Source organism: Bacillus sp. z50, assembly GCF_058313585.1.
The window spans coordinates 1042092-1062620 of record NZ_JBZFQL010000001.1 but is presented as its reverse complement, the minus strand read 5'-3'; the positions used below and the strand labels follow the sequence as shown (position 1 = coordinate 1062620).

Here is a 20529-nt window from a genome sequence, read left to right as displayed (position 1 = left end):
AAGTATATGGGCACTTTAGGGTGGTGAGTAAGATCGAACTAAGCAAAAGACAAGAACAGATCCTTCAAATTGTTAAAGATAATGGGCCGATTACAGGCGAAAATATTGCCGAACAATTAAATTTAACACGTGCAACATTGCGCCCAGACTTAGCGATTCTGACAATGGCTGGTTATTTGGATGCAAGGCCGCGTGTAGGGTATTTCTACACAGGCAGGACGGAAACCCAATTGCTCACGGATAATCTTAAAAAGCTATTGGTCGGAGATTATCAGTCTATACCGATTGTTGTCAGTGAAGGTGTATCTGTTTATGATGCAATATGCACCATGTTTTTGGAAGATGTGGGTACTTTATTTGTTGTGGATAAAGAGTCGCTTCTTGTTGGTGTTCTTTCCAGGAAAGATCTGTTAAGAGCTAGTCTCGGTCAACAGGAATTAAGCAGTATTCCGGTACATATTATTATGACAAGGATGCCTAATATTACGATATGTACGAAAGAAGATTTGCTGATTGATGTGGCAGAGAAATTAATCGATAAGCAGATTGATGCCCTACCGGTTGTTAAAAAGAGTCCAAAAGGCTTTGAAGTCACAGGCCGGTTAACTAAAACAAACATTACAAAGGCGTTTGTTGGTTTGGCGAGAGACGACCATTAACCAATTTTAGATAAAAGAGAAATTATTCATTACTGGAGGAGACAATGAATCAATCTATCATATATGTGGTTTCGGATTCAGTGGGTGAAACAGCTGACCTTGTGACAAAGGCAGCAGTGAGTCAATTTAGTAATCATAATATCACGCTTAAGCGAATACCATTCGTGGAAGATATATCGACCATTGATGAGGTATTGAGCTTAGCTGAAATGGATAATGCAATTATTGCTTATACATTGGTAAAGCCGGAAATACGCGAGTATATGGCTAAAAAAGCTGCAGAAAAAGAGATCGTATCCTTTGATATAATTGGACCTTTCATCGATACGCTTGAAAATAAGTTTGGAGAACAAGCTTTAAATGAACCTGGATTGGTTAGAAAGCTGGATGAAAATTATTTTAAGCGTGTTGAGGCAATTGAATTTGCAGTGAAATATGATGATGGAAGAGATCCAAAAGGAATTGTCAAGGCTGATATTGTACTATTGGGTGTATCACGTACCTCAAAAACTCCTTTATCTCAATTTTTGGCACATAAACGATTTAAGGTGGCGAATGTCCCGCTTGTTCCAGAAGTTGAACCTCCTGAAGAATTATTCAAGATAAATCCTAATAAGTGCATTGGATTGGCGATTAGCAGTGAAAAATTAAACAATATCAGAAAAGAACGTTTAAAGTCTCTTGGATTGAATGATAGTGCGGTTTATGCAAATATGGATCGCATAAAAGAAGAATTAGCTTACTTTGAAGCAATTGTTAATAAATTAAATTGCCCAGTTATTGATGTAACTAATAAGGCCGTAGAAGAAACTGCAAATATTATTGTTAATATCGTAAATAAACAACAATAAAAAAGGCATGCGGAAGCATGTTTTTTACATGTAAAATATAGGATTATGTTATACGAGTGAAAAGTGTGGCAATTTGACAAGATTTATTTTATAATAAAAAATCGTGATAAAATACCTTTCATCAGGTTTAGAGTTATTTATAAAGGAATAAACTAGAATAAGCTTTTAAAAAACAAAAAGTCAAGAAGTCCTAAAAAAAATAATTCGACAAATGGATAATCAGCCTGGAAAAAAGAAGGATTAAGATGAGAGATGTAGAAATACAAAGGAAGAGTCGTTTAACGGTTTTTGTAGATGCGGATGCCTGCCCGGTTAAAGAAGAGGTTTTGAGCGTATGCAAACCATATGAAGTAGATATTAACTTTGTGGCAGCCTATACCAATACTACCGACCGTTATCCTGATGTTACCTGGAAATGGGTAGAACCGGGAAGAGATGCGGCAGATTTATATATATTAAATCATTTAAAGCGGCATGATATTGTAATTACTGAAGATATAGGATTGGCTGCAGGATGTCTTGCTAAACATGCTTACGTCTTAACATCAAGAGGTAAAGAGATAACAGATAATGAAATTGATTCATTTCTTGAAACCAGGCATTTGAATGCAAAAGCAAGGAGATCCGGCAAGTATGAAAAAGGGCCAAGGAAAATAAAGGACCTTGATAAAAATAAATTTTCGGAAGCATTACAAAAAATATTGTCGAAAATTGAAGGATTTCAGGGACCGATATAGAATTAAGTTATTCATGCTTATTATGAAACAGGTGTTAAAATTTGAAAAACCAATTAATACCAGAAGAAACAGTGAACGCAATTCGCAATAAAAATGATATCGCTGATGTCGTTGGTGAATATGTTCAGCTAAAAAAACAAGGTCGAAATTACTTTGGTCTATGTCCATTTCATAATGAAAACAGTCCATCATTTTCTGTAGCCCCTGATAAACAAATCTTCCATTGTTTTGGATGTGGTGCCGGAGGGAATGTATTTACATTTTTAATGGACATAGAAGGATATTCCTTCACAGAAGCTGCAAAAAGTTTGGCTGAGAGGGCCAATATACCATTAGATATTCATGAAAATGAATCTTCGGATGGGACAAAGCCCCGTCATGAACTCGATGATATGAAGGAAGCACATGAGCTGTTAAGAAAATTTTACCATCATTTGCTTGTAAATACAAAACAGGGTCAGGACGCCCTGGAATATCTGCTGAGTCGTGGATTTACAATGGAATCCATAGAAAAATTTCAGATAGGGTACTCATTGGATTCCTGGGATTATGTGCATAATTTCCTAAAGAAGCGAAACTTTTCAATCGAACGTATGGAAAAAGCAGGTTTGCTGGTTAAACGGGAAGACGGACAGAATTATTTCGATCGATTCCGAAATAGAATTATGTTTCCGATCTTTGACAGGCAAGGTAAAACAATTGCTTTTTCTGGAAGAGCGCTTGCAGCCGGTGATGAACCAAAGTATTTAAATAGTCCTGAGACACCTCTATTTAACAAGAGCAAAATAGTATATAACTATCATCTGGCTCGCCCGTTTATAAGAAAAAAAGGCGCAGCTATCTTGTTTGAAGGATTTGCTGATTGTATATCTGCAGATCGTGCAGAGGTACACAATGGTGTTGCAACGATGGGTACAGCATTAACGGAACAGCACCTTCAATTGCTTAAACGAAGTACAGATACCATTATCATCTGTTATGATTCGGATGTCCCGGGGATAGAGGCAGCAAATAAAACGGCTGATTTGATCCGGGAGAGCGGCTGTCAGGTGAAAATTGCAGTCATGCCTAATGGGTATGATCCCGATGACTATATCAAGGAATTTGGAGAAGAAAAATTCCAAAATGATATAATAGGGGCCGCTCATACGTATATCTCTTTTAAAATGATTTACCATAAAAGAGGGAAGAACTTTGCAAACGAAGGAGATAAGATGGACTACATCGATCAAGTCCTTCGTGAAACAGCAAAGCTTGATAGTGAAGTGGAAAGAGAATTTTATTTGAGGCAAATTGCTACAGAATTCACACTTTCTCTTGATTCTTTGCTTAATCAACAGAGCAAAGTGGGTAAACATAATAAGAAGGCAAAAAACTCTCCTAATCCGAATAACCAAATGCAAGCATTTACTACTGTGCGTAGGGATAATCGGATGAAACCTGCTTATATAAAAGCAGAGGAGACTTTGCTGGCTTTAATGCTCCATGATCGTGAACTTGCATTTCGTATTCAAAAAATGCTTGGAGAAAATCAGATGATAGTGGATGATCACCAGGCCATTATTACGTATTTATTTGCTTTTTATGAAGAAGACCACGAAGCTGATACAAGTTTGTTTCTGCATTTTCTTCCGGATCCAAATTTACGTAAGATTGTAACAGAAATCGAAATGATGACCTATAATCACGATCCGAGTGAACAGGAATTAAATGATTATGTCCACCAAATCACTAAATATCAAAAATTATTAGTCATTAAGGAAAAAGAGGCAGAGCTACTTGAGGCCACAAGAAGACAGGACACAAGCCGTGCTGTCGAATTAGGAATCGAGCTCATCTCGTTAAGAAATTCTTTATGACTTTAAATAAGAAGTGGATTGAGAAGGAGGGGAACAAATGGCTGAAAAGTCAGCACGTTCCAAAGAAAAAGAAGTAGATAACAACACAGAAATGACATTAGATCAGGTAAAAGAATTTATTACAGAGCTAGGGAAAAAGCGAAACCGCCTTACCTATGAGGATGTAGCAGAGAGACTTTCCAGCTTCGTGCTTGATTCAGAACAAATGGATGAATTTTATGAATATCTTGGAGAACAGGGTATTGATATAGTGAATGAAAGTGATGCTGATGATAATCCAGGGACTCAAGAACTTGAAAAAGAAGAAGAGTTTGATTTAAATGATCTAAGTGTTCCTCCAGGTGTAAAAATTAATGACCCTGTACGCATGTACCTAAAGGAAATTGGTCGTGTTGATCTATTATCTGCTGAAGAAGAAATTGTTTTGGCAGAGCGTATAGAAGAAGGCGATGAAGAAGCGAAAAGACGTCTGGCGGAAGCTAACCTTCGTCTCGTTGTCAGCATTGCGAAAAGATACGTAGGACGCGGCATGTTGTTCCTTGATTTGATTCAGGAAGGTAATATGGGGTTAATTAAAGCAGTTGAGAAATTTGACTACCGTAAAGGTTTCAAATTCAGTACGTATGCAACATGGTGGATCAGACAAGCTATCACTCGTGCTATTGCTGACCAAGCCAGAACAATCCGTATTCCGGTGCATATGGTAGAAACCATTAATAAACTAATCCGGGTCCAAAGACAGCTCCTTCAAGATTTAGGACGCGAGCCTTCTCCAGAAGAGATAGCTGAAGAAATGGACTTAACACCGGAAAAAGTTCGCGAGATTTTAAAAATTGCTCAAGAACCTGTATCATTAGAAACACCAATTGGTGAAGAAGATGACTCTCACCTGGGAGATTTCATTGAAGACCAGGATGCCACATCTCCTTCTGATCATGCAGCATATGAATTATTGAAAGAACAGCTGGAAGATGTATTGGATACTTTAACAGACCGTGAAGAGAATGTTCTTCGTTTACGTTTTGGGTTAGATGATGGCAGAACCCGTACATTGGAAGAGGTTGGTAAAGTATTTGGTGTAACACGTGAGCGTATTCGACAAATCGAAGCGAAAGCTCTTCGTAAATTACGCCATCCGAGTCGCAGTAAACGTCTTAAGGATTTCTTAGAATAGAATATACCATAAATTGGTTTGAAAATAAAACAGCTCTACTGGATTTTCTAAGTAGAGCTGTTTTTTTATTGTGGCTGTGTTAAATTTCAATGTTGATATTAGGTGAGATTAAAGGGAAACCTTATCAATAAGGTTTCCCACCATCTGTTTATCACGAACGATTTTACAACCAACCCACAGATATTATGTCATCGTGGAAAAACTCAATCACATATTTTGATAAAGGGCAGTAAATCCACTGGTCTGGTCCCATACTCATAATCTCTTCAATATTGTCCAAAGCTGTCGTTAATGAAGTCTTGACCACAGGGTATTTGTATAATCCGACAATTATATAGACTGGTAACGTATTTTCCAAACTTTGTTGTGATAGGAAAAACGGTATATTTGAAATATCTTCGTTCGGGATAACTATTTTGTTACTCAACTTATCCCAATCAATTCTTCCGTACCACGCAATCGGAAAGCATTCTGTCATTTCAGTTTCAACCTTATCACTTTCTTTTTCATCTAATATTTCCACTTTATCTTTATCAGGGAATAGTTCTAACATCTCCGTAATTCGTCGTTCGGTTTCTAATTTTTCTTCATTCTTTTTTCTTTCTCTCAGTATTTCTTCCAAACGCCTTTTTCTTTCTTCTCTTTCCATAAGTTAATTCTCCCTTTCAGATAGCTGTGCTAAATAAACAGGTTTTTCAAAATAGAGAAGAAACTAAGCTCTGAATTTTGATAAACGTAAACTATCATAAGTATCAGTCATTTCAAATACAAATGATGTGAGTAAGAACTCTTTAATGTTGTGTTTTGTGCTTTCGTTACTCCTGCTATCTACAAACAAGAACCACGCAAGGTAGTTATCTAAATACTTTGTAGCCACACCTTTAAATCGGTCTATCCATTGTTTCATACGAGAATGGAGACCATTTACATTTTGAATGTGATACAAGCCCTTGATAACGTGCTTACCATCGTTTGATTTAATTCTGTAATGTTCAATTCCTTTCTCTTTAGCATAGGTTTTGTAGGCTCTCCAAGCGTCTGTAACAAGTACATTATTCGGTGTCAGTTTAGAACCTATCATATTTTCTACCTTGGTTTTAACAACACGCCCCATACAAGCTACTTTTGATACAGTTGCTTTGGTGCGGTCTCTTGCGACAAGAACACAAACTTGTTCGTGGCTTATTCCTCTATGCTTAGATTTGCCACCTCGCTTACGAGGTTTTCGTTCTGTAATGCCACGTTGTCCTTTTTGAGAGTATAGGAAATAGGTCTCGTCAACTTCGACAATACCTTCGAATTGCTCAAAATCCAATTGTTTTAATGCACTTAACAATTTGTGTCTCCAATAAAAAAGTGTAACCCAAGTAACCCCTACAATTTCGGCAGATTTTCGCAGAGAATAGCCTTTAAACATACAGTCAACAAACGTAATCCATTCATCACCTTTACGAGTACGATATAGAACAGTGTTTGTTGTATCAGTAAATGTTTTACTACAACACTTGCAACGATAGCGTTGACGACCATTGTGTTTTCCAAATCGAACAATATGTTCAGATGCACAATGAGGGCATTGAAAGCCTTCTTTAAAACGAGTTTCTCGCATTTCATTGATTAGGCGACCACCGACAGAGGAAGAAGGTTCAACGTAGCGTTTTACCCATTGAAACACTCGTTCTTTTTCTGTATGTGACAAATTGCCGATATGTTTTAATAGATTACTGAACGCTTTGCTCAACCTTGTCGCCTCCCGAATGTTTGTTCTAATGGTAATTATACAAACTTTTCGGTAAGGTTTCAAATATCAACATTTACCTTTAACAGAGCCTTTATTGTAATAAAGTAGACCTATTCATTTTGACCTCGAGTGGTTCGGTTTATCAGTACATATTAATGTTGTTTGAAATCAATAAACTGGCTTAGGGGAGTGTATGTAAAGAGTTTTCAGTGGGGTGGAATATAGAGAAATACCATGTCATTGACTGGGAATGTTATCCCGAAAATTGATTTGAATTGTAGAAACTATGGAAAACTTTGAAGAAAATGCAAGTTATAACTTTTCCAAAATTGGTTTTTACAGTAAAATAAAGAAGGGTAAATGTAAGTTGATGGTTAATTAGTATTTACATAGGGGAGGGGAACTACTATGAAAAACAATGCATTTATGCCATACATTTTAATTATGGTGATTGGTCTTACACTAGTCTTTTTCTTATCCATTAAGGGCCTTGGGGATGCTGATAAAATGGCCAAGGAGAAAGAAGAAGGTGGAAAAACAGAAGAAACAGCAAGTGCTGATAAACCTGAAGACATTTATAAAGCACAATGCTTATCTTGTCATGGCGGTAATTATGAAGGTGGAGCAGGTCCGAAGCTAACTGGGGTTACGGATAAAGAGCTTATTAAAGATCGTATCGTAAATGGTAAAGGCATGATGCCTGGCGGACTTGTCCCAGAAGACAAAGTTGACGATATGGTTGAGTTTATAGCTGGCTTAAAATAAGTATACGAGCGGGACTCTAAAAGAGGTTCCCTATTTTAAAAACAGGTTAAGGAAACGATTTCGTTTTCCTTAGCCTGTTTTTGTCTTTTTCTGTTATTTGAGAATAAGCTTGCTTAAGTGGAAAGTTCTTTACATTAGCTAAGCATATCCTGTCGGGTAAATACAATAAAGGAAACAAGCAGGGCGCCAAGTCCCCATATTGCTAAAATGGACAAGGAGAAAGGTAAAGTCATTCCATCAACCATGGGCATACTACCTGATAGATAGTCGATTAATTCCATATTCACACTGTAAATATATTTTGCCCCATCCCAGGCCGTTGCAAATCCTTTTAAAATAGCGCCTGCAATAAGGGAAGCAAACATAACCCCCATACCACCAGGCGTGTTACGAATCAGTATAGAGACCATAAGAGCGATTGTACCTACGATAACGCTGACATACCAAACGAGTCCTGCTGACATTAAAATATATTGCCACTGTGGAATGAGCCGGATGGAATCAGTAATCAAGTTGCCATTAGCATATTCGAACCCTGTCGCTATCGGTAATTTCCAGCCCGAAAAATTAAAGAATATTCCAGCTAACAAATAAGCCATAGCTATAACAATTAAAACAATTAATGAAATAAATAGGAGCAGTGTCACATATTTGCTTAAAAGAATCTTCCACCTTTTCACAGGTCGGGTTAGCAATAATTTTATTGTGCCGTCACTGCGCTCTCCGCTGATTATATCAATCGCCACTATCATCACGAGTAAAGGTATAAACATGCCGATTCCCTGCTTTAGGAACTCCCTTACAAATGTTGGAGCACCCGGAGAGCTTGGATTAATATCATGCTCCAAATAGTATTGTTGCTGTTTAACCTGAATGCTTAAATAATGTTTCCACTCTTCTGATATCCCGGTACTGCTAAGGCGGTTCTGACCTTCGACAATTCTCTGCTGAAGAACAACGCGCCAGTCATCTGTACCCATCCGTTTCTCAGTTTCTTTTGTCTGTTGGTTTTGAGCATAAAGGAAAATTGGAATCAGAACTAACAGGATTAGGATGATAACCGCAATACGCCGCTTTTTAATTATTTTTTCTGCTTCGTTAAATACGAGTTTACCGAACTCAATCATGATTGATTCCCCCTGTCAGCTCCATAAATAGATCCTCTAAGGTTAATGTCTTTTCATAAACAGAATGTACGTTAATCCCATTTTCAATCAATAATCGATTGTATGTACTGATTAAATCCGATTGTAAACTGCAAATCAGCAGATTATCTTTTATTTGTAGATCTTGTATGTTTTCTTTTGTTTTCAATAGGTCATATGCTTCTCTTATAGGAGTGACCTTCCACTCGACCCTGTCTCTGGAATGATCAAGTAAATCCTTAACCGTAGAAACGGTAATCATTTTTCCTTTATTGATAATGGCTACCCGGTCACACATTAATTGGATTTCACTTAATAAGTGACTGGATATAAATACGCTGATACCTTCTGTTTCAACTAAATAACGGACAAATTCACGTAATTCCCGTATTCCCGATGGATCAAGGCCATTAGTAGGTTCATCTAATATTAATAATTGCGGATTTCCTAGTAACGCTTGGGCAATTCCAAGGCGTTGCTTCATCCCAAGAGAATAAGTTTTAACTTTGTCGTGTATTCTGCTTTCAAGATTTACCTGCCTTATAATATCCTCGATTCTGTTATCCGGGACATCTCCGAGCATCCGGGCAAACTGTTTGAGATTTTCCCAGCCTGTCAGATACGTATAGAGCTCGGGGTTTTCTACAATCGAGCCTACCTGGCGCATGGCTTGCTTAAATGATGTTCGCAGGTTGTAACCAGCAATTGTAATGGTTCCTTTTGTTGGTTTAATTAAACCGACCAGCATTCGGATGGTAGTTGTCTTACCTGCACCGTTAGGCCCTAAAAAACCAAAAACTTCTCCATGCTTCACTTCAAAGCTGATATCTTCAACAAGGTGATTTCCCTTAATGACTTTGGTTAAATGATCTACTTTTAATACAGATTGACTCATTAATCAATCCCCTCCCAACTGTTGTTGGCTTGCGATGGACTGGATTAATCGTTCTGATATAGCCTCGTAGCCTTTTTTATTTGGATGAAAATGATCCGTGTACAAAAAGTTTTTTCCTTGACCCTGAAATAAGTCAAATACCGGAATGATATGTAATTCGGGGTATTGGGTAGCTAATGTTTGCAGCTGGTGATTCCAGTCAATAACAAACTTAGACGTGTCCCCTAATTCCTTGAATTCTTCAAAGGGATTGTACAGGCTGATCCAATAGATAGGTGCATCCGCATTATTTGACCGGATTATCTCGATAATTTTCTTGCTGTTATTAACAAAAGTATTTGTATCTGGTATATATTCAGCGAGGTTGGTTGTTAATGTTTCGACACCGGGAAAGAGATCATTTCCTCCAATTGTCATAACTATTAAATCAGCATTCTTAAGAGTATGCTTGGTGCCTGAAGTATCAAGAAGGGTTAGTAAATCGGTTGTTTTAGCTCCGCTGATTGAGAGGTTGGACAAGCTAATCTTCTGATTATAGTCCTCTGTTAATTTGGTGCTTAATCTTTTTACATATCCATCTCCGCTATCATCGCCAACACCTCGAGTTAAAGAATCGCCAAGAGCAACAATAGACAATTTTGTGGTGTCTTTTTTAGTAAGCGGCTCTTTCTCTTTTACCGTTTTATACTGATTAATCTCCTTAGGGTTTATAACTGCCCTGGTACCCTGAATAAAGCCAACGAGTAATAGAAACGTTGTCAGTAAACTAATGATAAGGATTGTACCGGTTACCCACCTTTTTCTCATTTACGCACCTGCTTTACTATAGTTTGGATGTTGATATAGTTTCAGTTTTCACGTTCCTATCTCTATTAAACCAAAATATTGAAACAAGGAGGAATATTTTGGCTGAAAAATATGTTCTGAAGAAAGTCCTTTGCAATAGGGGATGAGTTTTCTTATACTAAAGAAATAAATGAATTCCTATTAAGAGTGGAGTATGAAGTAATGAATGTAGATAAATTATCAAAAAGATTAACGCGAGTAACCTCCTATGTGCCAAAGGGCAGTGTTTTGGCTGATATTGGATCTGACCATGCTTATTTGCCTTGCTATGCAGTTAAAGAAGGCATCGTGCAAAAAGCTATTGCAGGAGAAGTAGTGGAAGGTCCGTTTCAATCTGCGTTAAGCCAGGTGAGGGAATCTAAGCTAGAAGACTCTATATCCGTTCGTAAAGGAAATGGGCTGGAAGTCATATCTCATGGAGAAGTAACATCCATTACAATATGCGGTATGGGTGGGTCTTTAATAACGAGTATTTTAGAAAACGGAAAATCTAAACTATCAGGACGGGAGACCTTAATTCTTCAACCCAATATTGGTGCTCAGTTTATCCGGAAATGGCTGATTGCCGAGGGTTGGGAATTGAAAGCGGAAGAAATCCTGGAAGAGGACGAAAAAATATATGAAATTTTAGTAGCGGAAAAAGGAGAGCCATTGAAGTCTTATCGAGAATTACCTTTTGAAGCAGCAGAATTAATGGGGCCATTTTTATTGAAAGAAAAGAATCCTATCTTTATGAAAAAGTGGACAATGGAGTTAAAGCATTGGAATAAGATTTTGAAACAAATAGAGTCCAGTGAAAACGAACGGACTCAGGAAAAGAAAGAAGAAATCCAAAAATCCATAGAGTTGGTAGAGGAGGCGCTTCAATAATGAAAACACCGAATGGTTATGAAGTCATCCAGCTTTTTGAAAGCTTTTCTCCCAAATATTTAGCTGAGGATGGAGATCCAATTGGATTGCAGGTAGGTAGTCTTGCTAAAAAAGTAAAGAAAGTTATTGTGGCATTGGATGTAACGGAAGAAGTGGTTGATGAAGCTGTAAATCAAGGTGTAGATTTAATAATTGCACATCACCCGTTAATTTTTCGGCCATTAAAAAAAATCATCCCTGATCAGCCTGCAGGGAGAACGATTGAAAAATTAATTAAAAATGATATTGCTCTGTATGCAGCGCATACGAATCTTGACATCGCGGAGGGCGGGGTCAATGATATGCTTGCTGATGCATTGGGACTAGAGAATACTTCTGTTTTGAAGGTTACCCATCGAGAAAAACTTTACAAATTAGCCGTATATACGCCTACTTCAGCTGAAACTGAAGTGCGTGAAGCATTAGGAAAAGCTGGTGCAGGCAATTTGGGCAATTACAGTCATTGCAGTTTTACCCTATCAGGCACGGGTAGATTTAAGCCAAATCAAGAGGCAGATCCGTATATTGGGTCTTCTGGCGAGTTTGAACACGTAGAAGAAGTAAAAATAGAAGTAATTGTTCCGGAATCTATTACAAACAAAGTCGTAAAAGCAATGCTCAAAGCTCATCCTTACGAAGAAGTCGCTTACGATTTGTATGTTCTTGAAAACGAGTCAGGTAAGGAATTTGGTTTAGGTCGAGTAGGTGCTATCTCAGAGGCTATGTCTTTAAGAGAATATGCAGAGCATGTCAAACAGGCACTGGATGTAACTTCTGTTCGTGTAATCGGGAATCTGGACGCGATAGTGAAGAAGGTAGCTGTTTTAGGTGGAGACGGTGATAAATTTGTAAGAACAGCTCAATTTGCTGGTGCTGACGTATTTATTACTGGAGATATTTATTACCATACAGCCGTTGATTTTAAACAAGAAGGCATGAATATCATTGACCCTGGCCATAATGTTGAAAAAATTATGAAACAGGGCGTCGCTAAAAAAATGACATCCCTATGCAAAAACTCCGGCTATGAAATAGAATTCATAGCATCTCAAATAGACACAAACCCATTCCAGGTAATCTAAAAAGCTGAGGCGGCTTGCCCAGAAGCGAGGAGCATAAGACAGGGGCTCGGAAGGAGGTGTTCTTTCCTCCTGTAGAGGTCATGCTTATGTCCTGAGCTTCTAGCCGTCGAAGCTGGATTACATAAAAGGCTGAAGGGCCTTGCTCAGCCGCGACAAGCATAAGAGGAGGTGCGTAGGGAGAACGCTTTTTTCTCCCGCAGCAGCTACACTTATGACTCGAGCGGTTAGGCCCTGAAGCTGGATTACATAAAAGGCTGAAGGGCTGTAAAAGGAACGAAGACTAAAAGCGCCACGTCCTGTGGCAACGTCTTCATGACCTACATCCTGTAGGCCCGCGAGGAGCATAAGACAGGGGCTCGGAAGGAGGTGTTCTTTCCTCCTGTAGAGGTCATGCTTATGTCCTGAGCTTCTAGCCGTCGAAGCTGGATTGACTAAAAAGTTGAGACGATTGGTTGAGGAACAAAGACTAAGAACGCCACGTTGTGTGGCCACGTCTTTGTGACCAAAACGTCCTGTCTTATGATGACTCGAGCGGTTAAGGCCTGAAGATAGAGTAATAAAAAGAAAAAAGGACCCCTGGGTCCTTTTTTCTTTGTAGCTATTGCATTATTTCACTTTCACTTTAGGTAATATTTTGGAAAGAGGTACTTTCTTTTCCGTTTTCCATGTCGATGAATCAGCCGGGTCGAACTGTTCCAAGAATGTAATGACTTCTTTGGTAATAGGTGTTGGTGTGGATGCTCCAGCTGTTACACCAACTACTTGAGCATCTTTAATCCATTCTATTTCCAACTCGCTGACATCAGCAATTCGATAGGCTTTTGTATGGGCGATTTCTTCCGATACCTGTGCCAATCTGTTTGAGTTATTACTCTTAGGATCTCCAACTACAATAAGAACGTCAAGGTCTTTTGCTTGCTCAGCAACAGCTTCCTGACGGACTTGAGTAGCCATGCAAATTTCTTTATGAATTTCTGCTGCAGGATATTTTTTCTTAACTTCATCTATTAAGTCGGCAACATCCCACTGACTCATAGTTGTTTGGTTGGTCACAATGATTTTCTCGTTTTCAATTGTGAGGTCATCAATATCTTGTTTGGACTCAACGAGATGGACGATATCCGGGGCTACACCAACGGCGCCTTCAGGTTCAGGGTGGCCTTTCTTACCGATATAAATGATATCATATCCTTCTTTTTCTTTTGCTTCAATTAAATTATGAGTTGCTGTTACATCCGGACAGGTTGCGTCAATCGTTACAAGCCCCTTTTGTTTGGCAATTTCTCTTACTTCAGGTGAGATACCGTGAGCAGTAAAGATGACAGTGCCGGAATCAACCTTCTCGATTATTTCTTTACGGTCTTTGCCGTCGAGGGTGATAATCCCATCTTGTTCAAACGCTTCCGTTACATGCTGATTATGAACAATCATACCCAGAATATAAATAGGGCGTGGCAAAGTTTTATCTAAAGCGGCATTTCTGGCGATAACCATCGCATCAACAACGCCGTAACAATATCCTCTTGGGGAAATTTTAACTACTTTCATTAATTCAAAAAAACCTCCTTGCTCCATGTCTGTTTGACAGATGGAGTGTTTCTTATATTATAAGCGAGTGATTAAAAACTTACAAAAAGAAATCCTTCGGGAGATATTGCATATGTAGAAAAGCGCTCCTTTTAGGGGCGCTGTATAGTTAGATGAAAAGCTTTGGCAGGGATGGTTTCACATTTTGAGGTTTCGATTTTATTATTGTGCTTCCAGGAAGCTCGTGTGAATAGTCTATTTCGCTAGATTCATTCTTTTCCTTTTTAGAGCTTTTAAGAGAAGCTGAAGATTCTATATGGTTGGATGACTCCAAAATGTTTGAGTCGACCTGATCGATAGCTTCTTCTTGATCTTCTGCTGTAGTTGCATTTAATCCCCGATAAATTTTCCACATGGATGGTAAATTTTTAATTAAAGGTCCATATTGCTGAACTTGGCGAACCATTGGTACCACACGTTCCCCTGCTGCTAACACCTTTTGCGTACTGTTCATAAAATTTGTTAAAGTGGAACCTCCTCCGGCAGCTTTAGCAGCTGTACCGGCACCCTGTGCCAAGCCGGAACCTCCTCCTCTGCCAAACAAAGAAGCCAGAAATCCTCCTCCTTGCTTGGGAGCACTTGCTGCTCCAAAAGGAATTCCTCTCCTTGGCATAGGTGGACCGAATAATCCTCTTGTATTAAATTGTGGTGGGGCAGAACCTCTGATAAAGCCTGGTCCTCGTGGCGGGCCGAAAATGGGTGGTCTCATAGGCGGCATATTTAACCCTCCTTTCTATTCAATATTTTACTTAAGTTCCCATAATAGAATATGTCAGTTAGGGACGGTAAAGTGCGAATATATGAAAGAATAGGCTTTTAATCTACAAAAACTTGTTATTAGTCCTTCACATAAGGTAATATGAGAAGGATAGTTGCTAAAAAGCTTGTAAGCATGTCAGAAAGTTGGTAAAAAATGAGTTCATTTAAAATGTTTAAGTTACCCGAATATGTATTGGAAGCTGTTGAGAAGGTAGGATTTAAGGAGCCGACAATCATACAGGAAAGAGTCATTCCAGCTGTATTTAGCGGTAAGAGTATTATAGGGCAGTCACAAACTGGCACTGGAAAAACCCATTCTTTTCTATTGCCGATCATGGCTAAAATCAATCAGGAAAAGATGGAAGTACAGGCTGTAATTACGGCACCGACGAGAGAATTAGCGGCCCAAATTTATAAAGCTGCTGTTTCTTTGAATGAGAAATTTCCTGAAGATAAACAAATTCATATAAAAAGCTATGTAGGTGGAACAGATAAACAACGTTCAATTGACAAGCTCACCGTTCAACCACAGCTTGTGATCGGTACACCTGGTCGTATTAAAGATTTATCGGAAGAAAATGCGTTGAGTGTTTTTTCTGCCGATATTTTAGTAGTTGATGAAGCTGATTTAATGATTGATTTAGGATTTATGGAAGATGTGGATAAAATCGCTTCAAGGATGGCTCCTAAGCTGCAAATGCTAGTATTTTCTGCGACAATTCCAGAAAAGCTACAGCCATTCTTGAAAAAGTATATGAACAATCCGAAACATATCCATGTGGATCCGACAAAAGTGTCTGTAGAAAAATTGGAGCACATTCTCGTTCCTGTTAGACACCGAGACAAGGTTCAATTGGTTAAGTCAATTATTGAACTTCAAAATCCTTTCCTTGTGCTTATTTTTGCTAACACAAAGCAAAACGCAGATGAGCTGGCAGATGCCCTCCTTGAAAAGGGATTGCAGGTAGGAAGACTACACGGTAACTTACCGGCAAGAGAAAGAAAAAGGGTTATGAAAGAGATTAATGCTCTTAAATATCAATATGTTGTAGCGACAGACCTAGCAGCAAGAGGTATTGATATTGAAGGTGTAAGTCATGTGATTAACTATGAACTTCCTCAGGACTTGGATTTCTATATCCATCGCTGTGGCCGTACAGCGCGCGCAGGTATGTCCGGAGTCGCTGTTACCCTTTATGAAGAGAAGGATGATCAAGCTCTGAATAAACTCGAATCCATGGGTGTAACATTCAGCAACCGTGACGTAGTAAAAGGTGAATGGGTTGAAATTGATGACCGCAATAAGCGTAAAAAACGTAAAAATTCACCTAAAGCAGCCGGTGAGGTAAAGAATTATGGTAAATTCTCTAAGCATTTACGTAAAGTAAAGCCTGGCTATAAAAAGAAAGTTAAAGCAGAAGTAGAAAAAATCAAAAAGAGAGAAAGACGCTTAAAGAAAAGATAAAAGGGGGCAAATGGATGCTTAAAATTGGATCACATGTTTCCATGAGCGGAAAGAAAATGCTTTTAGGCGCAAGTGAAGAAGCAGCTTCTTATGGTGCCAATACATTTATGATTTATACAGGCGCTCCTCAAAACACAAGAAGAAAGAAAATCGAGGATTTAAATATTGCAGCAGGCCTATTGCATATGGAGGAAAATGGAATGAGCGATATCGTTGTCCATGCTCCTTATATTATCAATATCGGTAACGCAGTAAATCCCGCTACTTTCCAATTGGGTGTTGATTTTCTTCGTTCGGAAATCGAACGGACGGAAGCTCTGGGGGCCTACCAAATTGTATTGCATCCAGGTGCTCATGTCGGAGAAGGTTCAGAAGTAGGTATTAAAAAGATCATCGAGGGATTAAATGAAGTCATTACCCCTGATCAAAAAGTCCAAATCGCATTAGAAACGATGGCCGGCAAGGGCTCAGAGTGTGGAAGAAGCTTTGAAGAATTAGCGATGATTATCGATGGAGTTACACACAATGATAAGCTGAGTGTTTGCTTTGATACTTGTCATACGCATGATGCGGGTTATGATATTGTGAATGATTTTGATGGCGTTTTAAATCATTTTGATAAAACTGTCGGTGCAGATCGTATTAAAGTGCTGCATATTAATGACAGTAAAAATGAATGTGGAATGAGAAAAGACCGACATGAAAATATCGGGTATGGAAAGATTGGTTTTCAGCCTCTTCATTACATTGTCCATCATCCACAATTAAGCTCTGTACCAAAAATATTGGAGACTCCATTTGTGGGTACGGATAAAACAAACAAAAAAGCACCGTATAAACATGAAATTGATATGCTAAGAGATGGAGCTTGGGTAGATTTTCAAGCTTCCATGCTTGGACAAACGGTATAAAGAGAAGGGGAAGCAGTACAGATGTACTGCTTCCTTTTTAAATTCCGGTCATGCTATAGAATATTTTCTCGATTCTCTGCGCTTTCTCAGCACCAGTAATTTTCTCGATATTTTTTAAAAGCTGTTTTCGTTCAGTCTGATCAAAAATATTAACGGATTTCCCCCGGATTAGTTTGGTTATTTCCTCAGCTTCCGTTTTTGTTAAAGTTAAACCATTCTGCCCGGCAAAATCAAGCAATTCACTGGCAGTGATACGATTGATTTTTAAGTTAACAATGCTTTCAAATAGCTTCAAATTACCACCCCATGTTTACCATATGAAAAGGACAGAAAAAAATGAACTAAATTATACAATATTAAGTAAATGTGTTTACTTTACTGAAATTGTCCTGTATACTACTTGAGATAAATCGTAATCATTCTTATTAACAGGTGGCCGATTATGAATAATGACTTAATTAAAATTGAACATGTTACTTATAAATATGAGAGAGAAAACGTTCTGGAAGATATTAATTTATCCGTCAAGGATGGAGATTTCCTCGCTATTGTCGGACCGAATGGTTCTGGCAAATCAACATTGCTGAAGCTGATGCTTGGATTAAATAAAGTACAGCAAGGAGAAATTTTCTTATTCGGTGAGAAAATAAACAAATTTAAACATTGGGAGAAAATTGGCTATGTATCACAAAAGGCCAATTCCTTTAACAGTGGTTTCCCAGCTACAGTGGAAGAAGTTGTAGCAAGCGGATTAACGAAGAAAATAGGACTTTTTCGTTTCTATAATAAAACTCATCGCCAAAAAGTGGTGAAAGCGCTCAAAGAAGTAGGAATGCAGGATTTCATCAAAAGACCAATTGGAGAATTATCGGGCGGTCAGCAACAACGGGTATTCATTGCAAGAGCACTGGTCAGCGATCCTGCTATGTTAATACTGGATGAACCTACAGTTGGTGTAGATGTAAAGAATGTTACTAATTTTTATGACCTGCTTTACGATTTAAACCGTAACCTTGGATTGACACTTATTTTGGTTACTCACGATACTGGTACCATTACAGAAAAGGTCACTCATATTGCATGTCTAAATAAACAATTGCATTTTCACGGGAATACATGTGAATATGAACATTTAGATGATAAGGATATGTCAGCTTTTTATGGCCATGATGTTTATACATTAACACATGATCATTAATTTGGAGGAAGTAGTATGTTATCAATGTTTCAGTATGAATTTCTACAAAATGCCTTTCTAGCGGGGATTGTGATTGGTATTATTGCTCCGCTGTTGGGTGTATTTATTGTAGTTCGAAAACTCTCCTTAATTGCAGATGCCCTTAGCCATGTAACCCTGACTGGAATTGCATTCAGTTTGTTACTAAGTAAGGAAGTGCCTGCACTGGGTCCTATCAACCCTTTATATATGGGGATGGCCTTCTCGGTAACGGGATCGCTTTTTATAGAGCGACTGCGTTCAGTCTATAAACATTATCAGGAACTTGCCATTCCAATCATTCTTTCCGGAGGAGTAGGGTTGGGAGCGATTTTTATCTCGCTCGCTAATGGCTTCACGACTGATTTATTTGGATATTTATTTGGGAGTGTCAGTGCGGTAAGTCGGACAGACTTATGGATTGTTTTGGCAATCAGTATTGCTGTTATCGCAATTGTTATATTCTTATATAAAGAATTATTCCTTTTATCCTTTGATGAGGAGCATGCTAAAACTTCCGGAATACCGGCTAAAGCGATTCACTTTATCTTTATCGTGCTCGTTGCTTTGGTCATTGCCATTTCTATGAGAATTGTGGGTGTCCTGCTTGTTTCTTCATTAATGACTTTACCGGTAGCGGCTGCCTTAAAAGTGGCGAAGGGGTTTAAACAAACCATTTTTATTTCCATTCTGTTTGGAGAATTGGCTGTAATAGGCGGATTATTCACATCCTATTACTTAAATCTTGCTCCGGGTGGTACAATCGTTGTATTGGCAATTATCATTCTTTTAATCACAATTTTTATCAAGAAATGGAGAATGACTGCGTAAGGAGGTATCTGAAGATGGATGTTAAAGAAGCAATACAACTCTTGAAAGATAAGGGCTACAAATACACTGAGAAGCGTGAAGACATGCTTGAACTTTTTTCGAAGAGCAATCGTTATTTAACAGCCAAAGAAGTCCTTGAAAAATTGAAAAGTTCGTACCCAGGTATGAGCTATGACACGATATACCGAAATTTATCCTTGTATGCAAACTTAGGGATTCTAGAAACCACTGAGTTATCTGGTGAAAAAAGATTCCGATTTGCTTGTGTTGGAAATCATCATCATCATCATTTCATTTGTATGGAATGCGGAAAAACTCGTAATGTAGAGTTATGTCCAATGGAAAAAATAACAGAGGATTTTAAAGGATATGATATTTCAGGACATAAATTTGAAATATACGGAAGATGTCCAGATTGTTTGCAGGAGAATATACAACAAAGTAACTAGAAAGGAGCCATTCTGCGATTGGAGAGTGGCTCCTTTTTATTACCGATTTTCCTTAGTCCAATGGTTTACCCACTGATAGGCTTCTGCCCAATTTTCCACCCTGATCACATTGTTTGGGATAGCCATTCGATTATAAGGTGCGTCAAATAAGATGACTGGAATTTCACATTCTTCAGCAATTGCAACAGCGTTATCGTGCTTATCCTCAAAGAAAAGATCGATTTCGTGTTTTTTAACCGTTGAAATTTTATTATGCGTACCGATTAATTCGATGTGGTGATACAGTAAATCGTTTTTACTGAACCACTCCTTTGTAACCGGCAATAAAGTTTGATTTCTGGCACTGATGAAAAACAGTTCATATATTTCTTTCCATTCCTGTAAAACTCGTTTGGCATCCTTTGCCATAGGTGATTCAGAATAGATGATGGGTTCGTGTTTTTGAAACCAAAGATCAAATTCATGCTCTGGAACATTTACAAACGGATAAAATTCATATTGGTTAATATCCTCTAATGTTAATTGTAAGCGAAAGGCTTTGTTGATATAAGGAAGCATGGAATCCTGTGTAGTGATGGTACCATCAATATCTATTCCAAAACGTTTAGGTTTTGACATGAAGCATTTCCTCCAAAATATGTTTGTATG

The 20529-nt window shown here is 38.3% G+C and carries 22 protein-coding genes; 13 read left to right on the top strand and 9 right to left on the bottom strand.

Features of this window, described 5'->3' with window-relative positions:
- Nucleotides 1-23: 23 nt before the first annotated feature.
- The 5 genes from ccpN (at nt 24) to rpoD (ending at nt 5280) form a co-directional block, all read left to right on the top strand.
- Nucleotides 24-659: a transcriptional regulator CcpN gene (gene ccpN, locus AC4G3N_RS05065; RefSeq protein WP_175354274.1), complete on the top strand. Its 636-nt coding sequence runs from the start codon at nt 24-26 to the stop codon at nt 657-659.
- A gap of 44 nt (nt 660-703) precedes the next feature.
- The gene (locus AC4G3N_RS05060; RefSeq protein ID WP_066105209.1) at nt 704-1510 is read left to right on the top strand and encodes a pyruvate, water dikinase regulatory protein; all 807 of its coding nucleotides are present in this window, start codon (nt 704-706) and stop codon (nt 1508-1510) included.
- A gap of 245 nt (nt 1511-1755) precedes the next feature.
- Nucleotides 1756-2247 (top strand): YaiI/YqxD family protein, encoded by a 492-nt coding sequence (locus AC4G3N_RS05055; RefSeq protein ID WP_066105206.1) that lies wholly within the window; start codon nt 1756-1758, stop codon nt 2245-2247.
- Nucleotides 2248-2288: 41 nt separating this feature from the next.
- A complete protein-coding gene (dnaG, locus tag AC4G3N_RS05050; RefSeq protein WP_140462006.1) occupies nt 2289-4106 on the top strand; it encodes a DNA primase in 1818 nt (605 codons plus the stop codon).
- A 37-nt stretch (nt 4107-4143) separates the two neighbouring features.
- A complete protein-coding gene (gene rpoD, locus AC4G3N_RS05045) occupies nt 4144-5280 on the top strand; it encodes an RNA polymerase sigma factor RpoD (RefSeq protein WP_066105200.1) in 1137 nt (378 codons plus the stop codon).
- 163 nt (nt 5281-5443) lie between these two features.
- Here the strand turns inward: rpoD and AC4G3N_RS05040 are convergent, their stop codons facing one another.
- Nucleotides 5444-5929, bottom strand: coding sequence for a CDI toxin immunity protein (locus tag AC4G3N_RS05040; protein ID WP_077248052.1), 486 nt, complete (start codon nt 5927-5929; stop codon nt 5444-5446).
- Nucleotides 5930-5992: 63 nt separating this feature from the next.
- Nucleotides 5993-7021 (bottom strand): IS1595 family transposase, encoded by a 1029-nt coding sequence (locus AC4G3N_RS05035; RefSeq protein WP_148629618.1) that lies wholly within the window; start codon nt 7019-7021, stop codon nt 5993-5995.
- 408 nt (nt 7022-7429) lie between these two features.
- Between AC4G3N_RS05035 and cccA the strand changes: the two genes are divergently transcribed.
- The gene (gene cccA / locus AC4G3N_RS05030) at nt 7430-7786 is read left to right on the top strand and encodes a cytochrome c550 (RefSeq protein WP_066105198.1); all 357 of its coding nucleotides are present in this window, start codon (nt 7430-7432) and stop codon (nt 7784-7786) included.
- A 134-nt stretch (nt 7787-7920) separates the two neighbouring features.
- Here the strand turns inward: cccA and AC4G3N_RS05025 are convergent, their stop codons facing one another.
- Genes AC4G3N_RS05025 through AC4G3N_RS05015 form a run of 3 tightly spaced genes read right to left on the bottom strand, consistent with a single transcriptional unit; the run spans nt 7921 to nt 10633 of the window.
- On the bottom strand, nt 7921-8913 hold the full coding sequence (locus AC4G3N_RS05025) for an ABC transporter permease (protein WP_066105195.1): 993 nt from the start codon (nt 8911-8913) through the stop codon (nt 7921-7923).
- Nucleotides 8906-9826 carry an ABC transporter ATP-binding protein gene (locus AC4G3N_RS05020; protein ID WP_066105192.1) on the bottom strand — a complete coding sequence of 307 codons (921 nt, stop codon included), beginning with the start codon at nt 9824-9826 and terminating at the stop codon, nt 8906-8908. The genes AC4G3N_RS05025 and AC4G3N_RS05020 overlap by 8 nt, the downstream gene beginning before the upstream one ends.
- Nucleotides 9827-9829: 3 nt before the next feature.
- A complete protein-coding gene (locus AC4G3N_RS05015) occupies nt 9830-10633 on the bottom strand; it encodes a GDSL-type esterase/lipase family protein (RefSeq protein WP_066105191.1) in 804 nt (267 codons plus the stop codon).
- A gap of 201 nt (nt 10634-10834) precedes the next feature.
- Here AC4G3N_RS05015 and AC4G3N_RS05010 point away from each other — a divergent pair, with 201 nt between their 5' ends.
- The gene (locus AC4G3N_RS05010; RefSeq protein WP_066105189.1) at nt 10835-11542 is read left to right on the top strand and encodes a tRNA (adenine(22)-N(1))-methyltransferase; all 708 of its coding nucleotides are present in this window, start codon (nt 10835-10837) and stop codon (nt 11540-11542) included.
- Nucleotides 11542-12663: a Nif3-like dinuclear metal center hexameric protein gene (locus tag AC4G3N_RS05005; RefSeq protein WP_491089837.1), complete on the top strand. Its 1122-nt coding sequence runs from the start codon at nt 11542-11544 to the stop codon at nt 12661-12663. Before AC4G3N_RS05010 ends, AC4G3N_RS05005 begins: the two co-directional genes overlap by 1 nt.
- A 606-nt stretch (nt 12664-13269) precedes the next feature.
- Here AC4G3N_RS05005 and AC4G3N_RS05000 read toward each other — a convergent pair.
- Together AC4G3N_RS05000 and vrrA are read right to left on the bottom strand one after the other, a co-directional pair.
- The gene (locus AC4G3N_RS05000) at nt 13270-14211 is read right to left on the bottom strand and encodes a 4-hydroxy-3-methylbut-2-enyl diphosphate reductase (RefSeq protein ID WP_066105183.1); all 942 of its coding nucleotides are present in this window, start codon (nt 14209-14211) and stop codon (nt 13270-13272) included.
- Between the two features lie 148 nt (nt 14212-14359).
- Nucleotides 14360-14968 (bottom strand): VrrA/YqfQ family protein, encoded by a 609-nt coding sequence (gene vrrA, locus AC4G3N_RS04995; RefSeq protein WP_139892582.1) that lies wholly within the window; start codon nt 14966-14968, stop codon nt 14360-14362.
- 210 nt (nt 14969-15178) lie between these two features.
- Here vrrA and AC4G3N_RS04990 point away from each other — a divergent pair, with 210 nt between their 5' ends.
- On the top strand, nt 15179-16474 hold the full coding sequence (locus AC4G3N_RS04990) for a DEAD/DEAH box helicase (protein WP_225983608.1): 1296 nt from the start codon (nt 15179-15181) through the stop codon (nt 16472-16474).
- A 14-nt stretch (nt 16475-16488) separates the two neighbouring features.
- Nucleotides 16489-17385 carry a deoxyribonuclease IV gene (locus AC4G3N_RS04985; protein ID WP_148630169.1) on the top strand — a complete coding sequence of 299 codons (897 nt, stop codon included), beginning with the start codon at nt 16489-16491 and terminating at the stop codon, nt 17383-17385.
- 37 nt (nt 17386-17422) lie between these two features.
- On the opposite strand, the gene AC4G3N_RS04980 is transcribed toward AC4G3N_RS04985, so the two are convergent.
- Nucleotides 17423-17680 (bottom strand): DUF2624 family protein, encoded by a 258-nt coding sequence (locus AC4G3N_RS04980; protein ID WP_148630167.1) that lies wholly within the window; start codon nt 17678-17680, stop codon nt 17423-17425.
- A 147-nt stretch (nt 17681-17827) separates the two neighbouring features.
- On the opposite strand from AC4G3N_RS04980, the gene AC4G3N_RS04975 reads away from it, so the two are divergent.
- Genes AC4G3N_RS04975 through AC4G3N_RS04965 form a run of 3 tightly spaced genes read left to right on the top strand, consistent with a single transcriptional unit; the run spans nt 17828 to nt 19881 of the window.
- Nucleotides 17828-18583, top strand: a complete 756-nt coding sequence (locus AC4G3N_RS04975; protein ID WP_140462011.1) for a metal ABC transporter ATP-binding protein — start codon at nt 17828-17830, stop codon at nt 18581-18583.
- 15 nt (nt 18584-18598) lie between these two features.
- Complete coding sequence (locus AC4G3N_RS04970; RefSeq protein WP_066105169.1) at nt 18599-19432, top strand: metal ABC transporter permease; 834 nt, start codon at nt 18599-18601, stop codon at nt 19430-19432.
- Between the two features lie 14 nt (nt 19433-19446).
- Nucleotides 19447-19881, top strand: a complete 435-nt coding sequence (locus AC4G3N_RS04965) for a Fur family transcriptional regulator (protein ID WP_066105166.1) — start codon at nt 19447-19449, stop codon at nt 19879-19881.
- Nucleotides 19882-19920: 39 nt separating this feature from the next.
- Here AC4G3N_RS04965 and AC4G3N_RS04960 read toward each other — a convergent pair whose 3' ends face one another.
- The gene (locus tag AC4G3N_RS04960) at nt 19921-20499 is read right to left on the bottom strand and encodes a 5' nucleotidase, NT5C type (RefSeq protein WP_140462012.1); all 579 of its coding nucleotides are present in this window, start codon (nt 20497-20499) and stop codon (nt 19921-19923) included.
- Between the last annotated feature and the right edge of the window lie 30 nt (nt 20500-20529).